General features: G+C 57.1%; 20 protein-coding genes. 11 read left to right on the top strand and 9 right to left on the bottom strand.

The window, feature by feature from the left end:
- The first annotated feature begins 110 nt into the window (after positions 1–110).
- Positions 111–1,049 (top strand): carbohydrate kinase family protein, encoded by a 939-nt coding sequence (locus CPJ18_RS15005; RefSeq protein WP_103659218.1) that lies wholly within the window; start codon positions 111–113, stop codon positions 1,047–1,049.
- Between the two features lie 31 nt (positions 1,050–1,080).
- Positions 1,081–2,004 carry a pseudouridine-5'-phosphate glycosidase gene (locus CPJ18_RS15000; protein ID WP_103659217.1) on the top strand — a complete coding sequence of 308 codons (924 nt, stop codon included), beginning with the start codon at positions 1,081–1,083 and terminating at the stop codon, positions 2,002–2,004.
- A 99-nt stretch (positions 2,005–2,103) separates the two neighbouring features.
- Here CPJ18_RS15000 and CPJ18_RS14995 read toward each other — a convergent pair whose 3' ends face one another.
- Positions 2,104–4,341, bottom strand: a complete 2,238-nt coding sequence (locus tag CPJ18_RS14995) for an OmpA family protein (protein WP_103659216.1) — start codon at positions 4,339–4,341, stop codon at positions 2,104–2,106.
- Positions 4,342–4,677: 336 nt separating this feature from the next.
- On the opposite strand from CPJ18_RS14995, the gene CPJ18_RS14990 reads away from it, so the two are divergent.
- From CPJ18_RS14990 to CPJ18_RS14970, 5 genes are all read left to right on the top strand, one after another.
- Entirely contained in the window at positions 4,678–5,451 is a 774-nt protein-coding gene (locus CPJ18_RS14990) for an ABC transporter substrate-binding protein (protein ID WP_077120846.1), read from the top strand.
- Between the two features lie 114 nt (positions 5,452–5,565).
- Entirely contained in the window at positions 5,566–6,369 is an 804-nt protein-coding gene (locus tag CPJ18_RS14985) for an ABC transporter permease (RefSeq protein WP_103583951.1), read from the top strand.
- The gene (locus CPJ18_RS14980) at positions 6,366–7,196 is read left to right on the top strand and encodes an ABC transporter permease (protein ID WP_077120845.1); all 831 of its coding nucleotides are present in this window, start codon (positions 6,366–6,368) and stop codon (positions 7,194–7,196) included. The genes CPJ18_RS14985 and CPJ18_RS14980 overlap by 4 nt, the downstream gene beginning before the upstream one ends.
- A gap of 162 nt (positions 7,197–7,358) precedes the next feature.
- Positions 7,359–7,625, top strand: a complete 267-nt coding sequence (locus CPJ18_RS14975; RefSeq protein ID WP_067643449.1) for an usg protein — start codon at positions 7,359–7,361, stop codon at positions 7,623–7,625.
- Positions 7,626–7,700: 75 nt separating this feature from the next.
- Positions 7,701–8,522 carry a class I SAM-dependent methyltransferase gene (locus tag CPJ18_RS14970; RefSeq protein ID WP_103659215.1) on the top strand — a complete coding sequence of 274 codons (822 nt, stop codon included), beginning with the start codon at positions 7,701–7,703 and terminating at the stop codon, positions 8,520–8,522.
- A gap of 79 nt (positions 8,523–8,601) precedes the next feature.
- Here CPJ18_RS14970 and CPJ18_RS14965 read toward each other — a convergent pair whose 3' ends face one another.
- From CPJ18_RS14965 to CPJ18_RS14955, 3 genes are all read right to left on the bottom strand, one after another.
- Positions 8,602–9,093, bottom strand: coding sequence for an Lrp/AsnC family transcriptional regulator (locus CPJ18_RS14965; RefSeq protein ID WP_067643452.1), 492 nt, complete (start codon positions 9,091–9,093; stop codon positions 8,602–8,604).
- Positions 9,094–9,159: 66 nt separating this feature from the next.
- Positions 9,160–9,801 (bottom strand): uracil-DNA glycosylase family protein, encoded by a 642-nt coding sequence (locus CPJ18_RS14960; protein WP_103659214.1) that lies wholly within the window; start codon positions 9,799–9,801, stop codon positions 9,160–9,162.
- 9 nt (positions 9,802–9,810) lie between these two features.
- Positions 9,811–10,389 carry a thermonuclease family protein gene (locus CPJ18_RS14955; protein WP_103659213.1) on the bottom strand — a complete coding sequence of 193 codons (579 nt, stop codon included), beginning with the start codon at positions 10,387–10,389 and terminating at the stop codon, positions 9,811–9,813.
- Between the two features lie 107 nt (positions 10,390–10,496).
- Here CPJ18_RS14955 and CPJ18_RS14950 point away from each other — a divergent pair, with 107 nt between their 5' ends.
- Positions 10,497–12,032, top strand: coding sequence for a sensor histidine kinase (locus tag CPJ18_RS14950; RefSeq protein ID WP_103659212.1), 1,536 nt, complete (start codon positions 10,497–10,499; stop codon positions 12,030–12,032).
- Here CPJ18_RS14950 and CPJ18_RS14945 read toward each other — a convergent pair.
- Together CPJ18_RS14945 and cobT are read right to left on the bottom strand one after the other, a co-directional pair.
- A complete protein-coding gene (locus CPJ18_RS14945) occupies positions 12,029–12,448 on the bottom strand; it encodes a diacylglycerol kinase (RefSeq protein WP_077120837.1) in 420 nt (139 codons plus the stop codon). The genes CPJ18_RS14950 and CPJ18_RS14945 overlap by 4 nt on opposite strands.
- A 7-nt stretch (positions 12,449–12,455) precedes the next feature.
- Complete coding sequence (cobT, locus tag CPJ18_RS14940; protein ID WP_103659326.1) at positions 12,456–13,478, bottom strand: nicotinate-nucleotide--dimethylbenzimidazole phosphoribosyltransferase; 1,023 nt, start codon at positions 13,476–13,478, stop codon at positions 12,456–12,458.
- 136 nt (positions 13,479–13,614) lie between these two features.
- Between cobT and CPJ18_RS14935 the strand changes: the two genes are divergently transcribed.
- From CPJ18_RS14935 to CPJ18_RS14925, 3 genes are read left to right on the top strand one after another with little or no spacing between them, the layout of a single operon-like run.
- The gene (locus CPJ18_RS14935; RefSeq protein ID WP_103659211.1) at positions 13,615–14,397 is read left to right on the top strand and encodes an adenosylcobinamide-GDP ribazoletransferase; all 783 of its coding nucleotides are present in this window, start codon (positions 13,615–13,617) and stop codon (positions 14,395–14,397) included.
- Between the two features lie 17 nt (positions 14,398–14,414).
- Positions 14,415–14,609, top strand: coding sequence for a DUF1289 domain-containing protein (locus tag CPJ18_RS14930; RefSeq protein WP_103659210.1), 195 nt, complete (start codon positions 14,415–14,417; stop codon positions 14,607–14,609).
- The gene (locus CPJ18_RS14925; RefSeq protein WP_103659209.1) at positions 14,606–15,313 is read left to right on the top strand and encodes a TIGR02281 family clan AA aspartic protease; all 708 of its coding nucleotides are present in this window, start codon (positions 14,606–14,608) and stop codon (positions 15,311–15,313) included. Before CPJ18_RS14930 ends, CPJ18_RS14925 begins: the two co-directional genes overlap by 4 nt.
- Before the next feature lie 8 nt (positions 15,314–15,321).
- Here the strand turns inward: CPJ18_RS14925 and CPJ18_RS14920 are convergent, their stop codons facing one another.
- The 3 genes from CPJ18_RS14920 to CPJ18_RS14910 all read right to left on the bottom strand — a co-directional run bounded on the left by CPJ18_RS14920 (position 15,322) and on the right by CPJ18_RS14910 (position 20,857).
- Positions 15,322–15,903: a transglutaminase-like cysteine peptidase gene (locus CPJ18_RS14920; protein ID WP_103659208.1), complete on the bottom strand. Its 582-nt coding sequence runs from the start codon at positions 15,901–15,903 to the stop codon at positions 15,322–15,324.
- A gap of 456 nt (positions 15,904–16,359) precedes the next feature.
- Entirely contained in the window at positions 16,360–17,322 is a 963-nt protein-coding gene (locus CPJ18_RS26840) for a hypothetical protein (RefSeq protein ID WP_167397907.1), read from the bottom strand.
- A gap of 127 nt (positions 17,323–17,449) precedes the next feature.
- On the bottom strand, positions 17,450–20,857 hold the full coding sequence (locus CPJ18_RS14910; RefSeq protein ID WP_103659206.1) for a YhdP family protein: 3,408 nt from the start codon (positions 20,855–20,857) through the stop codon (positions 17,450–17,452).
- Positions 20,858–21,008: the final 151 nt, after the last annotated feature.

Below are 21,008 nucleotides of genomic sequence, written 5' to 3'. Positions count from 1 at the left end.
TTTTGTTTTTCTTTCCAACTCGTGAGAAAAATGGCTGATACGATACCATTTCCAAGTCTTGAAATGTACGAATCGGAACGACTGTCACCGATCCGAAGAGGAAGTCTGCAGTGAAAAAAATACTCGTTCTGGGCGGCGCGCACATTGATCGGCGAGGCATGATCGAAACGGACACCGTTGCCGGTGCCAGCAATCCCGGCTCGTGGATGGAAGAGGCTGGCGGCGGTGGGTTCAATGCGGCACGCAACCTCTCTCGCCTGGGCTTTAAAGTGAGGATCATAGCACCGCGCGGTGGCGATTCCAATGGCGAGACGGTCGCCGCTGCCGCGCGCGAGGCGGGCGTGGAAGATACACCCTTTACGTTTCTGGATCGCAGCACACCCAGCTACACGGCGATTTTGGAGCGAGATGGAAATCTCGTCATCGCCATAGCCGATATGGACCTCTACAAGCTGTTCAGCCCGCGCCGCTTGCGAGTGCGCGCCGTTCGTGAAGCCATCATGGCGTGCGATATCATCGTCTGTGACGCAAACCTGCCCGAGGAGACGCTGAGCGCCATCGGCATCGCCGCGCGCGTCTGCGAGAAAACGCTGGCGGCCATAGCTATCTCCCCGGCCAAAGCCATCCGGCTGAAAGCTGCGCTGCCTGATATCCACATGCTGTTCATGAACGAGGCGGAAGCCCGTGCATTGACCGGTGCCGATGTGGAGGATGTGCGTGATTGGCCGGACCATTTGAGATCACTGGGTCTGCGCGGCGGCGTCATTACCAGTGGGGCGCGGCGCGTTGTTGCCTTTTCCGAAAGGGAGACAGCCATTCTGCACCCACCGCTGATCGAAGATGTGCGCGATGTAACGGGCGCGGGTGACGCGATGGCATCAGGCTATCTGGCTGCAATCGCAGACGGTCAATCGGTTTGCGAAGCATTACGGCGAGGTGCCGCAGTCGCGGCGCTCACCGTGCAATCCCCTTATGCCACATCGCCAGACCTTACCGCGCAGACCATGGAAACCATGCTGGCCCTTGTGCCAGCAGCTGAAATGTTGTGAAGAGATCGTTTGGATAAACCCGGATAAAACAATGACAAAACCCCAGTCTCCTCTCCTGTCCATCGCTTACTCGCAGGAAGTTGCCGCAGCTAAACAGCGCGGTGCGCCGATCGTCGCACTCGAATCCACCATCATCACGCACGGCATGCCCTACCCTGGAAATATCCAGATGGCGGAATCCGTGGAGCAGATCATCCGTGATCAGGGTGCCGTCCCGGCAACCATCGCCGTCATCCACGGCACATTGCATATCGGGCTAGAAAAGCATGAACTCGAAGCACTGGCGCAGACGACCGATGCAATGAAGGTCTCTCGTGCCGACATCGCTTTCGCCATTGCCGAGCGCCGCACGGGCGCGACAACAGTTGCCGCCACGATGATCGCCGCAGACCATGCCGGCATCAAGGTTTTCGCAACAGGCGGTATTGGCGGCGTGCACCGCGGCGCAGAGGAAACCTTTGATATCTCCGCCGATTTGACCGAGCTTGCCAGAACCGGCGTGATCGTTGTCTGCGCGGGCGCAAAAGCCATCCTCGATGTCCCAAAGACGCTTGAGGTTCTTGAAACGCAGGGCGTTCCCGTCGTCACCTTCGGCTCAACCGAGTTTCCCGCTTTCTGGTCACGCGCCTCTGGCCTGAAAAGCCCACTTTCGCTCAACAGCCCTGCCGCCATCGCAAACTTCCAGACCACCCGCGAACAGCTGGGCATCGAAGGCGGTATGCTGATTGCCAACCCTGTGCCGGAAGAAGACGAGATTTCCAGCGAAGAGATGGAAATCTACATCCAGCGCGCGCTATCTCATGCGGAAGAAGACGAAATCAGCGGCAAGTCCGTCACACCGTATCTGCTGTCCAAAATCTTCGAGATTACCGAAGGTCGCAGCCTTGAGACGAATATAGCGCTGGTGCGCAACAACGCTCGCCTCGCCGCAGAGATCGCAGTCGCACTCGGCTGAGATAGCAACGGCGACCGAGTACAGCACTGCTGACACTGCATCACAAACAAAAACCCGGAAGTCTTTCGACTTCCGGGTTTTTTATTACGTCGATTCAGGTCAGTTCTGCGCGACCGGTTTCACCAGCGAGGTGATACGACGGATGGTCACGCGGCGGTTTTCCTGAGATGGTGCGAGCGTCTGAACTTTCAGGAAGCGCTCACCATAACCCTGCGTCGTCAGGTTTTCCGGAGGAATGCCGTAAACATCGGTCATGACATTGGCGACGGATGCAGCGCGCTCGTCAGAGAGAACAAGGTTGCTCTCATCATTGCCCACGGCATCGGTATGACCTTCGATGAGGAAGGTTTCAGCAGGGTTGTTCTTCAGCACCTTGCTGATAGCGTCTGCCACTTTGCGCAGCGATTGTGCCTGGCTCATAGGGATTTCGGCGCTACCGGTTGCGAAGGTAATCGTGTCGAGGTCGATACGGCGGACCTTGTCACGAATACGGGCGGAGTAACGCACTTCATCCATCGTGTAGACACGCTCTACAGGCTCGACCGGCGGCTGTTCCAGGAAGCGATAATAATCGCGGTCTGGGTCGCTCGACGTGTCGATGATGTAGTCCTGAACCGGAATGCGCAGGCGCATCGGCGGCAGGTCTAGACCCGGGTCGCGATAGACATATTCACGATCCGGCTCATCGACGAGTTCCGGCGCGTAGAACAACACATATTCACGACCACGATTATCGATGCGCGAACGCTGGATGACATCGCCATAGCGGTTGCGAACAGTCACGACCTGCGTGCCATCGGGCCGCTCGACAGTCTCGCGGTAACGATCATCCGGCAGGCGTTCGTAATACGGCTTGGCACCATCACGAATGAAGCGGTCATCGTCATTTCCACGCACGACGACACGGTCGCCGAACTGGAGGAAGACCCGGTCGCCCATATCGCGGTCCCGTGGGCCGCCGCGCGGCATGTCACGGGGCTGCCATTCACGCACACCATCCGGGCGGTCGTATTCAGGACGACGGTTGATTCGCTCACCTTGAATATTGGTGATGGCCTGAATATTGATCTGTGGGGCGGGCTTGTCACCGCGCGCCGCGGACTGCGCTTCTGCATCCGATGTTGGCACCTTGTAGTCCCGAACGGCTTCACGCTCCTGGCGACGCTGATCGCGTGACTGCTGGTTGCCGGACCGTTCTGCTTCCTTGTCACTGTCAAGAACGGCAGCGCCCTTGTCGACCGGAAGAATGACCGTATCGGCGGATTTGGATGGGTCCTTGGCCACTGCACGGGCCTTGTCCAGCTCCTGCTTTGTGGTTGGCGGCGCTTCCTGCTGAGGTGTTACGACCTGCTGGGGCACGGGTTCGCCTGCTGGTGCCTGGCCGGTAGCTGAACCATTCTCAAGTTTAGGCTCAGTCGGCAAAGGCGGCTGCTCGCCGTTCTGCGCGCGTGGTGGGCGCGGCTGTTCGGAAGGCTGCTGGCCCGGCGCAGGGTTTGGCTGCTCTTTCGGCTCGGGTGCTTTACCTGGTGTCGGAGGCTCGGTCGGTACAGGTGCAGTCTTGGCATCCGGCTCTGGCGCTGCGGGCTTTTTGCCCGGAGTTGCAGGCTTTTCAGGCGCAGCTTCGCTAGCGGCTGGTGGTTTTGCCTGTGGATCGCGCGGACGCTCTCCCTCTACTGCTGGCTTCTGCTGTCCTTCGGCGGCTGCCGGCTGATCAGGCTTTGGACGACGCGGGCGCTCCTGCTGCTGCTCGGGCTGAGCGGCGTCTGGGGCTGCGGCGTCAGGCTTGGCATCGCGGCGTGGACGCTCAGGTTTCTGCTCGCCCTCTGCCGCTGGCTGCTGGTCGGGCTTGGGCCGACGTGGACGTTCTTGCTGCTGTTCGGGCGCAGCCTGCGCAGGTGCGGCATCTGGCTGCGATTCACGGCGTGGGCGCTGCTGCGGCTCCTTTTGCGGCTCGGCTGCACCTTCAGGCGCGGTTTCACGGCGAGGGCGTGGCTGTTCAGGCTCTGCCTTTGGCTCTGGCTGTCTCCTGGGTTCAGGAGCGGCCTCGGGTGCTGCCTCGCGACGTGGACGGGGTGCCTCTTCCTTTGGCTGCTCCGCCTTAGGCTGCTCTGGCTCAGTCTGTTTTTCCTGCTGGCGTTTCTTTGGCAGTTCTTCCGGAGGTGGCTCGGCCTGCGCCAGCAGCATCTCGGTATTGCTGGTATGTGTTACCGCTTGCTGCGTCGTGTATTGAGGCGCGCCTGCGCTTGCAACGGACGCTGCAAATGCAGGATCTACTGCAATCGCAAAAGACATCAGGGGGAAAACCACCCCGGTCAGCAGCTTGTTCTTCTTCAGCATTATAGTTCCTCACCTAGTGATCGTCTTTTATCGCTTGTATTGCAGCGTGCGAAACAGTCTGCACATGCAGGCGGTGAAAAACGCCTGAACCGCAACGTTGTTCCCATCATGACCAACCCGGTCTGTACCGGAAATGAACAGATCTAGGTCTTTTCGTGGAGCGATTGTGGCGTTTCTCGCAGTGCGAAACGATTAGGGTTGCATTTTAAAGACAAGGATAAGACTATCCGGCAAGCGCAGCCTCCCCCGCTCCCGGTCAAGCGGCCGCGCGAAACATTTACCGCCCAGAAAACATAAACAAGCTGTGCGGAAGACACGCCGAAAGAGAGGATCGAAATGCGTATTTCCACCCGTCTGCTCGCTGCTGCATCGATTGCCGCGATGTCACTTTTCTCCGGTGCCGCATTGGCGCAGGATAAACTGGTCATCGGCACGGAAGGCGCCTACCCACCCTTCAACGTTCTTGAAGCAAACGGCACCCTGACCGGCTTCGATATCGACATTGCCAAGGCACTGTGTGTAGAAATGAAGACAGAGTGCACCTTCGTCACCAACGACTGGGACGGCATCATCCCTGCCCTTCAGGCCAAGAAGTTCGATGCTATCGTCGCCTCCATGTCGATCACGCCGGAGCGCCTCGAGAAAGTCGATTTCTCCAAGAAGTACTACAACACGCCTCCGGCAATTGCCGTACCAAAGGACAGCCCGGTCAAATCTGTTGAAGACCTCAAGGGCAAGACCATTGGCGCGCAGGGCTCCACGACCCATGCCAACTACGCTGAAAAGCACCTCGCGGATTCGGAACTGAAGCTCTACCCAACAGCTGACGAATACAAGCTCGACATCACCAACGGACGCATCGATGGCGTTATCGACGATATCGTTGTGCTGTCGCAGTGGGTCAAGTCGGACGCAGGCGCTTGCTGCAAAATCCTGACGCCAATGCCGGTTGACGAAGAGATCAACGGTCAGGGCGCAGGCATTGCCGTTCGCAAGGGTGACACCGCTCTTGCCGACAAGTTCACGGCTGCAATCGCTGCGATCCGCGCAAGCGGCGAGTACAAGAAGATCAACGACAAGTACTTCGACTTCGACGTTTACGGCAAGTAAGCGATTGCTTGTTGAAATAATGTGGCGGGAGGCTTGCCCTTCCGCCATTTTTGTTTGAGAACAAGGTCATAAAACAATACGAGACAAGCGGCGAAGACCGCAGGGGAAATTGGCATGAGCGGAGCATTTTCCGCCATAGGTTCGTTCTGGACCTATCTCACTTATCTCTTCGATCCATTTTGCGGACCAGCTGGCATTTTCTCTCTTCTGGGCAACGGAACACTCGTTGCCTGTGGAGATGCTGGCTGGGGTGACGAAATCGCCTTCGGCGTCAAGATCACCATTTCCGTTGCGCTGGCGACCTTGCCGATTGGTCTCACCATCGGCTTCCTTATCGCTCTCGCTGCCCAGTCGGAGGAAAAATCCCTGCGGCTGGCTGCCGGTATCTACACCACCATTTTCCGCGGTCTGCCGGAATTGCTAACGCTGTTCATTGTCTATTACGGCATCCAGATGCTGCTGCAGTCGGTGGGAAGTTATGTGGGCATCACCGGCCCGATCGAGATCAACGCATTTGTGGCCGGCATGATTGCTCTGTCAGTCGTGTTTTCGTCCTATGCCTCGGAAGTGCTGCTTTCGGCGTTTCGCGCCATCCCCAAAGGACAATATGAAGCGGGTGATGCGCTGGGAATTCCACGCAGCCGAACCATGGTCCTCGTTATTATTCCGCAACTGGTGCGCATCGCCCTGCCGGGTATGACGAACCTTTGGATGATCCTGCTCAAGGATACGTCCTATGTCTCCATTATCGGCCTGTCGGATATTCTGCGCCAGACCGGCATCGCTGCACGTGTCAGCAAGGAAGCCTTCTTCTTTTACGGCATTGCCTGCCTGCTCTATCTTATCCTCGCGCTCATCTCATCCTTCGGTCTTGGCTTCATCGATCGCTGGTCGCGCCGATCGGAGGCAAAGCGATGAGCCACGCCGAGCAATTGATCCCGCCCCGCCCTGCTCCGCCACCGGTGACGAAACCCCTGTCGGTCTCAAAGATCGCGGGTTACACCGTCACTGGCCTATGGCTGCTGCTGGGCCTTGGCCTCGTATATTCCATGATCGTCGGCTGGGATCTGGACAAATTCACACGCTACGGACCGCGTTATATCGATGGCCTGATCACCACGATAACACTGGTCGGAACGTCCATCATTCTCGGCGCTGTTTTATCGCTACCACTCGCCTTTGCCCGTATGTCCACAAATCAGATTATCGGCGGGCTGGCTTATGCCTATGTCTACCTGTTTCGAAGCACGCCGTTGCTGGCACAGTTGTTCCTCATTTATTATGGCCTCGGTAGCTTCCGGCCAGAACTGCAAGAGGTTGGATTGTGGTGGTTCTTCCGGGAAGCCTGGTATTGTGGGCTTCTTTCGTTGACGCTCAACACCGCAGCCTATCAGGCTGAAATTCTGCGCGGCGCAATTCAGAGTGTTCCGAAGGGTCAGCATGAAGGCGCGGCCTCGCTTGGTATTTCCAAGGCAGTCACATTCTGGAAAGTCGTGCTTCCGCAAGCCATGATCGTGGCGCTACGCCCCTATGGCAACGAGATCATTCTGATGATCAAAGGATCGGCCGTCGTGTCCATCGTCACGGTTTTCGACCTGATGGGCCAGACCCGTTACGCCTTCTCGCGCACCTTCGACTATCAGTCCTATCTGTGGGCCGCGATTTTCTATCTTTCCATCGTGGAGATACTGCGTCACGTCTGGGCAGCGCTAGAAGCGCGGTTGACCCGCCACCTCAAGCGATAACAGCCTTTGGCAGCACTCCTCCGATAGGAATGCTAACATACTGAAAATATGACATATTTTTGACAGCTCGCCAAATTGTTAAGCTTCGGTTAACCATGTCATGTTCCCATGGTCTCGGGTCGTTTTGTGATGCCCGCGACCAACAACAAGGGAGCAGCCAGCATGAACCAGGACATGGAAATGATGCTTAAGGGCTATGGCATGACCACGGCCGAAATCTTGTACCGCATGCCGGACCACCCCGTTGTTCTTCAAACCTACCTCTGGCAGAACTACGATCTGGCACCGGATTTCCCTGAAATGCGCGGCTTCCTCAAATTCTGGCAGGAAAAGCTGGACGGGCCGCTGCACTCCGTTCGCTATGTCCACCGCAAGCTGATTTCGGCGCAGGAGTGGCGCTCGCTCAAGGGTGAGTTCATTCTGCACTGACAAAACAAGGATTGCACGTCACGGCGTTGCGGCTTAAGCAGGCTTCGAATTTTCATGAAAGCCCGGATGCCAGCTATGACGAACCAGAAGATCGATGAAGAAGCCCTAGCAGAAGCCTATAACCGTGCCTTGGCGCTGGAAAAGGCAGGCGACATCGACGCTGCCGTGAAGGCCTATGAAGAGGTTTTAGCCATCGACCCGGAAGATCATGGCGGCGCTGCCGTGCGCATCGCGTCCATGGGACGTGGCGATACGCCATCCAAGGCACCGGACGCCTATGTCGAAACCCTGTTCGACCAGCAGGCCGAAGCGTTTGAAGATATCTTGGTCGAGCAACTGGGTTATGCCGTGCCGATGATCGTTCGGCAGCGCCTGCAAGCACTGGAACTCGGACCCTTCAAACGCGTGCTGGATCTCGGCTGCGGCACTGGCCTGACGGGTGAGGCCTTGCGCGACATGGCGGACGATATCACCGGCATCGACATTTCCGAAAACATGGTCGAGATCGCCCATGAAAAAGAGCTTTACGAGACGCTCTACGTGGCGGAAGTCGAAGACTTTCTCGAAGACAATGACGACGAGCCCTTCGACCTGATCACCGCGACGGACGTCTTGCCCTATCTCGGCGCACTGGAGCCGATCTTCTTTGGTGCTGCGGAAAACATGGTCGCCGGCGGTCTGTTCATTTTCTCGTCGGAAACTCTACCGCAGGAGGTCTTGGCGGACCGCCCCTACATGGTCGGCCCACATCAGCGCTTCGCGCACTCGGAAACCTATGTGCGCGAGCGGCTAGCGGCGACCGGTTTCGAGATCATCGAAGTCACACATATCAATGTGCGCATGCAGGATGGACATCCGACGCCGGGCCATCTGGTAATTGCGAAGTTCAAGGGGTGAAAAAGACGCCGTCATGCCGGGCCTGCCTCGGCATGACGGTCGTTAAGAGTGCGCCAGACTTGAAGAGGCGCAAACGCCCTTACGAATCGTCGCCGGACTTCGCGTTGTCCAGCTGCATATAATCGAGCGGCAGTTCCGTCGTGTATTTGATCTGCTCCATGGCGAAGACAGACGATACGTCACGAATTTCGATCTTGGCGATCATGCGCTTGTAGAAGGCATCGTAAGCAGCGATATCCGGTACGACCACGCGCAAGAGATAATCCACATCACCGCTCATGCGATAGAACTCGACCACTTCCGGAAACTCGGAAACGACCTCGGAAAAACGCTTCAGCCACTCGATGGAATGCGACGCAGTGCGGATGGACACGAACACCGTGACCTTCGTGTTGACCTTGCCCGGATCGAGAAGAGCGACGCGACGACGGATGACACCGTCTTCTTCCATTTTCTGGATACGGCGCCAGCATGGGGTCGTGGACAAGCCGACCTTCTTGGCCAGGTCAGCAACGGCCAAAGTGGAATCTTCTTGCAGAATGCGCAGTATTTTACGGTCGAGACGGTCCAATCTTCTCTCCTCCGGAATTATTTTCCTTTGTTTACACGAAATAAAAGAGAAAAAAAGAAATTTGTTTCAGGATGTGAGTCTTTCCACATCTTGACGCAGCACAGGCAGCAGATTTTCCTCGAACCACGGGTTTTTCTTCAGCCACGCACTGTTGCGCCAGCTAGGGTGCGGCAAAGGCAGGACAGAAATGCCATGATTGGTGTAGCGATGGCTGCGCCAGTTCTGCACCGTCTCGGTCATCGTTTTCATGCGCCGTACACCCAGATGCCAGCTCTGCGCATACTGACCGATCGCCAAAACCAGCTCGATCTGCGGCATGACCTGCATAACGCTTTCGCGCCAACGCGGCGCGCATTCTGCACGTGGAGGCAAGTCGCTGCCCTTGGCATCATAGCCCGGGAAACAGAAGCCCATCGGCACGATGGCAAACTTGTCGGCATCATAAAACGTCTCGCGGTCGACGTTGAGCCAGTCGCGCAAACGGTTGCCCGATGCATCGTTGAAGGGCAAGCCACTCTCATGAACCCGCAGCCCGGGTGCCTGTCCCGCGATCAGGATTTTTGCCGCGCCGGAAATAACAGCGACCGGACGCGGCTCATGCGGCAGGCAATCCGCCTCACCCTTGCGCGGTGCATCACGACAGATGCGACATCGTGCAATGTCCCGCCGCAGAGTTTCAATCTTCTGTAGGTCTGCTTTTAGCAACATTGCGAGACCCTACCAGCCGAGAACATGGCGGACCAGACTGATCACACCCGCAAGTGGAACATCCATGTCTGCCGCCTTGTGCTCGCGCCGCCAGTCTCTCGGGTTTTCAAATGTGCCTGCCCATATCCCTGCCCGTCTGGCTTGAGCCAAAGCCTGCTCACTGGAAAACAGGAAATACTCCGTCGTCACGGCAAAACCACCTGAGACCATTTCGCCGGCGATGTCTTTGTCGCCGATGGAACAGCGCACCAACAGGCGCTTATACCGGTCCCGGTCGTTGCCGGAACATTCGACTGCGCCGGTTTGAAGCAGCATCTTCAAATAGTCTTTGGCTCGCGCCCCACATGGCCACTCTGCGCCATTGCTCATGCAGTTCTGGCTCATCTCCGGCGCATCTATCCCGATAAGGCGAAGCCGTTTGCCATCATAGGCAAGGGTATCGCCATCCACCGCGCTGAAGCGACCAGCAAACCGCTCTTGGTTCATACCATCGAGCTTTGCGGCAATCAGCGTACCCATCACCAGAATGAGAGCGGCGATGATGCCATCTTTCAGAAAATGGAAGGGCTTACGTGAGCTCTTTCTCATGTACAAATAAACCCTTTTCAGAAATGGCAAACAAATCCTTTAGCGGCAGCATCTTCTTAAGAATTTGCCATTAGGCTGCAAGTCTTTAGATCACCAGCGTTGTGTCAATGAGTAAAAGCGCTAGCACCACTGCCGACAAGAACATCGTTGACCGGTCACGGACGCGACGCAATAAGGCTGTCTTCGACACGGTCAAATTGACACGTGAGCGTTTGCAATACGGCCCTGTCGGCACGAATGTCTTCGAACGCGACATGCTGCAAATGCACATCGCAGAGACATTGCAGAGCGCAACGATCATGCCTCTGTTTATCGTTCTGGCAACGGGCGTTGGCATCTATATCAGCCGCGATCCGCAAATCCTGGGCTGGGCCGTGCTGGCTTTGACTGCGCATGCCTTGGCCCTGATTTTTGCGCGCAAGGCATCACGTCATGAGATAACCGCCTCCAACATCTCTACATGGCACAATATATTTCTCGCCACCCAGATCGTCATCGGCCTCGTCTGGGTCTTGTTTGCCCTTCAGAAAATAGAGCCGGGCGACGCATCGCTCATTACATTCTACAAGGGCGCGACTCTGCTAATTGCATTGTCGATTACGGCGACATCGAATTTCCTGCTGCGGCGCGCGACGTTGATGACGTTCCTGCCCGTGCTGGTCGCCCTCAGCGTGACGGCCGTCCTGTCACGAAATCCGATGGAAATCGGCCTCGCTTTGATGTTTTCAATGGCGATGCTGTTCTGCCACCATGTCACAAAGCGGCTTTATCTCTCCAGCATCAAGCTTCTGTCCTTCCAGTCGGAAAAAGACGACCTGATTGCCGAGCTTGAAGTGGCAAAATCCATGTCGGATGAGGCGCGGCGGCGCGCCGAGGAAGCCAACATGGCCAAATCGCGTTTTCTTGCGTCCATGTCCCATGAATTGCGCACACCGCTGAACGCAATCCTCGGCTTTTCCGAGGTTATGGCATCAGAGGTTCTGGGGCCACTCAACAATCCTCTTTATAAAGAGTATTCGGGCGATATTCACAGGTCCGGCCAGCATCTGCTCGACCTGATCAACGAAATCCTCGATCTTTCCCGCATTGAGGCCGGTCGTTATGACCTGCACGAGGAAGCCGTGGCGCTTCTGGAAATCGCCGATGATTGTGTGGGCATGATCCAGCTTCGCGCGCGTGGCAAGAACATCCGCATCTCGCAGCAATTCGAAACCACCCTGCCCCACGTCTGGGCGGATGAAAAAGCGATCCGTCAGGTCATTCTCAACCTTCTGTCGAACGCCGTGAAATTCACGCCTCAAGGTGGGGAAATCTTCATCAAGGCGGGCTGGACAGCAGGTGGTGGTCAATATGTGTCGATCAAGGATAACGGCCCCGGTATCCCCGAAGAGGAAATCCCGGTTGTTCTGTCGGCCTTCGGCCAGGGATCGATTGCCATCAAGAGTGCCGAACAGGGCACGGGCCTTGGGCTTCCCATCGTGCAAGCCATTCTCGCCAAGCACGATGGTCAGTTCGTGCTGAAATCCAGACTGCGGGAAGGCACGGAAGTCATCGCCATTTTGCCGGCAAAACGCGTGCTGCAAAGCATTCCCGCGGTGGAAGACGTGCAGGTGGTCCAGCCGCGCAAGCGATCCTTCGCTTAAATCATCACGAATGAGAAGAACAGCGTGCTGACCAGCGAGTAAAGCACGAAACCACCATTCGCAAGCAGCAGGCAGAATACGGCAAAGGAGCCGAGATCCTTGGCGTTACGCGCAGCCGAGGAGAACTCAGGTGAGACGCGGTCGACGATTTCCTCGATGGCCGTATTCAGAGATTCCACGGAAAACAGCAAAAGCATCAGCACTGCGAATATCAGATAATGCGTCACAGGTGCGCCGATCACGCCCAGCAGCACCAGCCCGGCACCAAATGCCAGCACCTCATGGCGAAAGGCCGCCTCTTTCCACAGACGCGAAAGTCCTTGCGCCGAATAACGCGCTGCGGCGAAGAGATGCCGAAACCCGGTCTCCTTGTGGAAAACGGGCTCAGGCGATGGCGTGGTGTGCGGGTTATCCATGGTGATCTCAGTGGTCTTTGCGAGTATCGACACCCGCTGCTGCAAAGGTCGCCATACCGGAATGGCAGGCCGCTGCGGATTTGACGATACCGGCCGCAAGTGCCGCACCCGTTCCCTCACCCAACCGCATACCCAGTGCCAGAAGCGGTGTCTTGCCAAGCTGTTCAACGGCGGCCAGATGCCCCGGCTCGCCGGATACGTGTCCGATGAGGCAATGGTCGAGCGCAGCCGGATTGGCAGCTTTCAAAAGCGCAGCCGCAGCCGTTGCCACGTAGCCGTCGATCAACACTGGAATTTTCTCAATGCGCGCGGCAAGAATGGCACCCGCCATCGCCGCGATTTCGCGACCACCGAGGCGGCGCATGATTTCCAGCGGATCGGACAGATGGTCCTTGTGGAACGCTACGGCAGCCTTCACGGCAGCAATCTTGCGGGCCATGACATCGCCTTCAGAACCCGTGCCGGGCCCCGTCCACTCTTCCGCCGTGCCGCCATACAGTGCGAGGTTGATTGCCGCGGCAATCGTGGTGTTGCCGATACCCATTTCACCGATGCAGAGAAGATCGGTGCCACCGGCAATCGCTTCCATGCCAAATGCCATGGTGGCGGCGCAATCGCGCTCGGACAGCGCCGGCTCCGTGGTGATGTCGCCGGTGGGGTAGTCCAGTGCCAGATCGAAAATCTTCAGGCCCAGATCATGCGTAACGCAGATCTGGTTGATGGCGGCACCGCCAGCGGCAAAGGTTTCCACCATCTGCTGCGTGACTGACGAAGGATAAGGCGTAACGCCATGGCGTGTGACGCCATGGTTTCCCGCAAAAATCGCCACCAATGGACGATTGACTGCAGGCGCACGACCAGACCAAGCGGCAAGCCACATGGCGATCTCTTCCAGACGCCCCAGCGAACCGGCCGGCTTGGTCAATTGCGCGTTGCGTTCTTTGGCAGCAACGAGCGCGAAGGTGTCCGGGCCTGGAAGGTCACGCAACAGCGTGCGAAAATCATCAAAAGGCAATCCGCTCATGCTCATGATATCGGTCTTTCTCATCACGCCGGACGCTTGTGTTTTCCGGCAAATCGGTCTTTGTTGCGCTTCTCATAATAGGGGATGCGCAGAGGAACAACCTCAAATGCAATAAGCGCCTTCTCAACTAAAGGAGAGACGATTGCGTGTCGGGGATTTTCTGACGGATATGATGCGCTCGCTGAGCTTTCTCAGCCGCATTCCCGTAAACGACATCTTCTTCGAAGACGACCAGCGCCCCTTGGGCCAGATGGTGCGCGCCTTTCCCGTCGCAGGCCTGCTGATCGCCCTTCCCTCGGCATGTCTCGCAGCCCTGTTTGCCAACATGCATGCAGACCCGCTGATGTCGGCTGCTATCGTGCTGGGCGTTGCGACCCTGATAACCGGCGCGCTACATGAAGATGGCCTCGCCGACACGGCAGACGGCTTTGGTGGCGGCAGAACCAAGGAACGTACGCTCGACATCATGAAGGACAGCCGGATCGGCACCTATGGTGCCATTGCACTCGTCCTGTCTTTTCTCATCAGGGCAACAGCCATTGCCGTCCTGTTTCGTGAGATATCGCCGTCCGGCGTAGCCGCTGCCCTGATTGCCACGGCGTGTTTCAGTCGCGGGCTGATGGTCTGGCACTGGCAGGCACTGCCACCGGCCAGAGAAGGCGGCGTAGCGGCATCTGCGGGACAGCCGGGTGAACGCGAACGCAAGGGCGCATTGACATACGGCTTCACCATCGCAGTTTTTCTCAGCCTGCCGTTCTTTTCCCCATATCTTCTTGTGGTGGCGCTCGCCGCATCATTTGCAGCGACCTATCTGTTCAACCGCCTATGCGCCCGCAAGATTGATGGCCATACCGGCGACACCATCGGCGCGACACAGCAAATCACAGAGATCGTGATGCTGGTAGGACTTGCTCTCATTGCGTGAAATGTCGATATAAAGTCATGGAAACACCCTGTATCGACGTGTGCTCGCTCGACCCTCAAAATGGCCTGTGTATCGGCTGCTATCGGACCATAGACGAGATCATGGCATGGTCACGCTATACGGATGCAGAGCGTCACAAAATCATGGGCGAACTTGCAGGCCGGTCGGACCGGCAGCATTTAGAAACCACTCAGGAGACGGCGAACGTATGAACCGGCTGATTTTCGTTTTTCTCGTGCTGGGCATCGGCCTTGTGCTGCTCATCATCAATAACGACAGCGGCCAGACATTCGGCATCGGCAATGAGCAATTCGCACGAGCGGTTTATCTCGTACCGATCGCAGCACTTTTATCAGTTGGCATATTGGCCGGCAATCGCGGTGGTCTGGGAACGGCTTTGCGTCAACTCGCCATCTGGCTCGTCATCATTCTCAGCCTCGTCGCCATCTATCTTTATCGTTATGATTTCCAGCGCGTTGGTGAAAGGGTTCTGGCGGGATTGATCCCCGGGCGCGCCGTCGTCGTGACGACCCGCAACGGCGAACAGGAAGTCATTCTCAACAAGTCCATGAGCGGCCATTTCGAGACAAATGCGCAGGTCAATGGCGGTACCGTGCACATGCTGGTCGATACCGGCGCAAGCTCGGTCGTGTTGGCAAGAGCGGATGCCGAAGCGGTCGGCATCAACGCGGACAATCTGTCCTACACGGTCACGGTCATGACCGCCAATGGCCGCACGTCGGCTGCACCTGTCCGTCTGTCGGAGATTGCCATTGGCCCGATCGTGCGTCGCAATGTGCAGGCACTGGTCGCGCAGGATGGTCAACTGGACCAGAGCCTGCTGGGCATGACGTTCCTCTCCACCCTCGGCTCGCTCCAAATGCAGACCGATGAGCTGAGACTACGCGACCAATAAAACCCCGATCAGATTTCGCTGAACTGTTTGGCGCGCGGACCCGAGAGAATGACTTCCCAGGCGGCCTTGTTGCTGAAATTCTGACGCGCCAGGAAGGTGTAGCCGGTGCGATCCCACGATTTGATCGAACTGGTCATATTGTCGAGGATATAATCGCCATCTGAAAGCCGCACCATCAAGACCGCATGGTTGTTGCCGCCACGATCGAGCACGACGGACATGGCCATTTTGCTGGCGGGGAAACCTGCATCCAGCAACGCCTTGGTCTTGGCCATGGCATAGTCTTCGCAGTCACCGCGCCCATCCTTGGGCAGGGTCCAGTAATTGCTGCGCCCATAGACGACGCTGTCTTCCGCTGGACGGATAGCAGCGTTGACCTGACGATTGACCTTGGTCACAAGCGCAAGCGCATCGCTGTCGCTCATTTTAACACCGGCTTTGGCGCTGCATAACCAGCCGTAGCGTTGACAGGCCGAGGAAAAGCCCTCTGGTGCCGCGATGGAGCGGGTTGCCTGGAGCTGGCCTGCGGAAACATTAGAGCAAAGCGTTGCCGCGCCCAGAAGAGCGAAAGCTACAACAGAAATCTTCATGATAATGCCAGTTCCTTCAAGGTAGCCTGGTGATCCAAGGGTACGGCTCTCTGTCGGCCGCCCGATTCACGCAATAACAAGTAGGCATTCACACTGAAGGTGACCCGACGTCACGCCGTACTCTAACTAAAAGCACCTTAAAAACATGCCTAAGCTCACCTCTTTGCATGATTAGCCTAAAATATCAAAAAAAAATTAATGTACCCCGTTGTGATGCGCGCCAAATCGGGGAAAATCCAGAACGCAATAAACATTCCAGACCGAAGTAAGGATCTCAAGCCGAACTACAAAATGATCGAAAATTAGAAAAAAAAACTCAATTTCAGATAATACTTTCGATAAATACCACCGAAAACCTAGCCCATTATAGCTAAAGTCAAGGTATTAGTACGAAATAATCACAGTATATCATCAGGTTGTGGATAATATTTCGTTAATATAGCCTCCAGAGTGCGGTCATAAACTGCCAATCAATGGAGGAATCCCATGAGCAGTAAGATAACAACTGTGTTCTCGTGTATTGCAATCTTGCTGTCCAGCACCACACTGGTAACGGCACAAACGCGTCCACAAAGATGCGACCGGGTTAGGCCCGGAACTCTGGAAGCGGCCCTTTGCAGGCCAACGGCAACCATTCCAACAATCGCTGACAATCAGGGCGACAACGACAGAAACAACGGAAGCCCTGTCAGCGGTAATCCAGGTAGCGGCAGCAACCCCGGCGGTGGAAATCCTGGCGGCGGTGGCAACCCGGGAGGTGGTGGTAACCACGGCGGTGGTGGCAATCATGGTGGCGGCGGTAACCACGGAGGTGGCGGCAATCACGGCGGTGGTGGCAATCACGGCGGTGGTGGCAATCACGGTGGCGGTGGCAACCACGGCGGTGGCGGCAATCACGGTGGCGGCGGCAATCACGGTGGTGGTGGTAATCACGGTGGTGGTGGTAATCACGGTGGTGGTGGTAATCACGGCGGCGGCGGAGACCACGGCGGCTGGGGCGGCGGCGGTAATGGCAACGGCGGCGGAAATGGCAACGGCGGAAGCCATAGCGGCGGCCATAATGGTGGCGGCCAAGGCGGCTGGGGTGGCGGTGGCCATGACGGCGGCAATGGTAACGGCAGCGGAAATGGCAACGGCGGTGGCAATGGTAACGGCGGAAGCCATAGCGGCGGCAATAACGGTGGCGGCCAAGGCGGCTGGGGTGGCGGTGGCCATGATGGCGGCAATGGTAACGGCAGCGGCGGAAGCCACGGCGGTGGCGAACATAGCGGCAACCAAGGTCATGACAGTGGAAACGGCAATGGCAGCGGTAATGGCAATGGTAGCGGCAACGGCAACGGTGGTGGCAATGGGAATGGTGGCGACCACGCCGGCTGGGGCGGCGGCGGCCATGGCAACGGCGGTGGTCATGGTGGCCACGGCGACGTTAATCCAGCCTAAATGCCTCGAAAACGAAAACTGGCAGCCTACGCTGCCAGTTTTCCAAAAGATCGAAAAGGCTGGATGATTTGACTATACTGATTTGGGCCGCCTTGAGCGGTCCATTTTATTGAAACTCGAATATCTGGCGGAACACGCCCGGCGCGATCAGTGACAATGGGTTGATTGCCAGACGCGGTGCATCGGTCTGGCCCGTAAGCTTGAACGTTATGCCCAGCAAGCCTCGATCTCGGCCATTGCCAAGGAAGATGCCGATAAACGGCAACTCACCGAAAAGGCGGTTCAAACCGTAGGCTGGCATGAACGTCCCCGTCATGTCCATATTGCCGTTCTGGTCCTTCACGATACCCTGGAATGTTGCACCGATCTGCTCGCCTCTGACAACACCATTTTCCAACGCCAACGTGCCGTTGACATAGACCACGCGCGCAAAACCACGCTGGAATTTTTCAGAGCTGACATCGATGTTTCTGCGGACGGCAGTATTGAGGCTTCGACCGTCCTGCCCCGTCGGTGTCGCCACGATATCCTGAAGCTTGGCTTCATTGAGTACGGCGAAATTGCGCAAATCGAGAGAACCGCTCCAATCGTTGCCATTGGCAGTCGTCAGCGCCAAATTCATCAGGCCGCCACGAACGCGCGAGTACAGATTGGTAAAGCGGGCGAAGGAGCCTGCGTCGCTGCTGGTGAGATTGATAGTACCGCCATCGCCGCGATTGATGGTTTGCGCCACCAGAGCCTGTCCCCGACTGGTGACGGCTTTCAGATCGATCGTCCGCAGCTTGCCATCGCGCAGATTGATGTCCGCATTGACGTTGCTCATCACCTCGTCATTGAAGCCGTAAATTTTGTCGAGCTGCGTCTTGATGGAGAACGAGCCAAAATCGCTGTTGCCGGATGGTGATGGTGACGACGCTCCACCGTTCTTCGCCGACGAACTGCGCAGCCGTGCAATAAGTGGCCTCAAGTCGGCAGACTTGCCGCTTGCGGTGACCGAATAGTTCTTTCGCGATGACGAGATGGCGACGGCAAAGTCATCCTGCGGTGACAGCTGGAAGCGCGTGAAATTTGCCGATGTCAGGCCAGACTTATCAAACGCAAGATCACCGGCAGCACCAAAACCATCGCCTTTCAGGGAGAAGTTGCTGACCGAGGTGCGTCCATCCACTGTCTCCATCACGAAAGAGGCGTTGGCAGGAATGCCTGCGCCCTTGGTCCAGCCGATACCGGGTAACACTATGGAAGCATCGGATAAATCCAGCTTGACGGTCTGGCGGCGCATGTCGCTGCTGTTGATCTCAAGCACGGTTGTGCCACCCAAAAGCTTGGTCAACTCCGGGGCCAGCTTTGCGATCTGGCCCGGCTCAAGCGTTGCCTTGAGCGCTAGCTGCCGGGCAACCGTGCTGGCCTTGCGGGTCGGCTGCACAAGGTCGAGGTCCATCGGGACATCGTCGACACGCGCCTTGCCTTTCAAGCGCAACGCATCGTTATCGATGGAAAGCGGACCGTTGATCGACTTGATTTCGCGGCCAGCAAACGGCCTCGTCAACGATACATCAGCGAGGTCCAGTCGCGCCGTCCAGACCGGTGGCGGTGGCTGCTGGCTGGCGAGCAGGCCAATCGTCAGTTTGGTATTTGCTTTGACCTGCCCGGTGAAATCGCCCGGTTTGAATTCGGTATCTTTCAGCGCGTTGATCGGCTGGAACGTCGCCAGTTCCGCCACCGCATCCGCTGCTCCTGCAACGTTGAGATCGAGATCCGCCATCAGCGGCTTTTGGTAGACCGACTTGATCGAGAATTTGCTGTTATCCAATGCAAGTGTGCGGCCCGATGGGAAGAACGAAGTCGCCTTGACGATATTGACGTCGATTTTTTCACCGACCAGCTCAAAATGCGCGGAAGCATCCCGCAAAGGCGGTATGTCGCCAGCGACGTTCAAGCGAGTGTTGTCCACATCGAACTTGATCTGCAATTCGCCAGCGGAAAGCTCCAGCGGGCAGCCGGGACCGCACATCCGTCCCTGTGGAATGAAAACCGCAATGGAGCCGTTTTTGACCGTGCCGCCGAACAGATTGGCGACGACCCAGGGACGTGCCTTGCGCGCCATCCAGAACGGCCACAATTGCTTGACCGCCGCCGCCTCCATCTTGGCGATCTGTCCACCAAAACTGATTTCCGGAGAGCCCTGCCCGAAGAAATGCACCTTGAGTGAACCAGCCATGTCGCCAAGGTCACTTTTCACGTAAAGTCCGGGAACATCGAGCTGGCGCGTGGTCTTGTCGAATGATCCGTCAGCTTGGAGATTGAAGGTGACCGGCGGCTCCCCCCCGCCTTCGGCGACTGCCGTTGCCTGCTCCATGCGAATACCGAGATCGAAGCCGGCTGGGCTATCCTTGATCTGTCCTCGGATCGGCAAAATGGTTTGCCCCAGCGTCAGCCGGGAATTTTCGATGGCAATGACGCTGTTATCGAAGTCGTACCGGGCATTGATCTGCCCGTTGGAGACGGGTTGCGCATCGCCACCAATATAGAGTTTGCCATCGCCGATGCCGAGCGACACCGAGAGCGCAGGCTTTGCCTCGCCCCCACCCCTGCTACCGATGATGTTGATGCCGGCTTTGACGTTGAGGCCCTGGTGCATGAGGCCTTCAGGATCGTGCTGTTCCACAAGCGGCCCGATATCGAATCCATCGAGCCTTCCATTGAAACGATCGATACTGCCATCGGCACCCTGCGCGGCAAGCGAAAGGGTCGCGACCTCTCCGTTGAAGGCGACATTGCCATCCAGCGTGTAGCCACCTGCGTCATCCGGCACCAGAGAAAGCTCACGAAGCGAAATCGTCCGCAACCGGCCGTCTTCTCTTGGCGGCAGGCGAATGGCGATATCCGACAGATCGATTTCCTGCGTCCCACTGCGTACGAATGCCTGCGCGAAGCCGTCCAACTGCGTGAAGGCAACATTCAAATAGGCGGGAATGTCATCGACGCGGAGTTTTGCCAGATTAACCCCCTGCCCCTTAGGCAGAAGCGCCGTATCCAGCTCCATACCGCTGGCTTCGAGGCTTCGAACCGAGACGCGGCCTGTTAACAGTGCCAGTGGGTCGAGCGCCATACCGATGGCACGAGCGCGGCTGAGATGCTGGCCGGTATCCTGCTCGATGATATCGACATTCTGCGCCACCAGCGCCAACTGAAAACCGGATGCAAACCGCACGGAGGTCGAACCGATCCGGGCCTCGTAGTGTGGGCCGAGTGCTTTTTCGAGCGCCTGTCTGGCCTGGCCAGAAAGCGCACCGTCAATGGAGCCCGTCTCGATGGAAAGAATAATGCCGCCGATGGAAATAAAGGCCAGAACCACCAAGGCCACGAACACTTTCAAAAGCGAACGCATCATGGAACGGGGCATCGGACAATGCACGATGATGGGATCTTCCGCCTGGGCAGAGGGCATCGCATGCAGCGGCGTAATATCGCGCTTGCTGAAGCTCACCTTTTCGCCACGAATTTCCGCCATCCGCCTGTGCTTCCTCCCGGAATTGCCACGGCCCTGAAAACCACCATCAGTGCCTATTCGGAGTGACGGTCTCAACCAATCACACCGTCTGACTCGCCACAAGACTGGACGAAGCTCTTATTCGGTATATATCGAATACTGGCCCATTTAC

Origin of the sequence: Agrobacterium rosae (assembly GCF_002915175.1) — a bacterium.
In the GTDB taxonomy this organism is placed as follows: Bacteria; Pseudomonadota; Alphaproteobacteria; order Rhizobiales; family Rhizobiaceae; genus Agrobacterium; species Agrobacterium rosae.
Note: the sequence above shows the minus strand (reverse complement) of the source record. Positions and strands in the feature narration are given on the sequence as shown.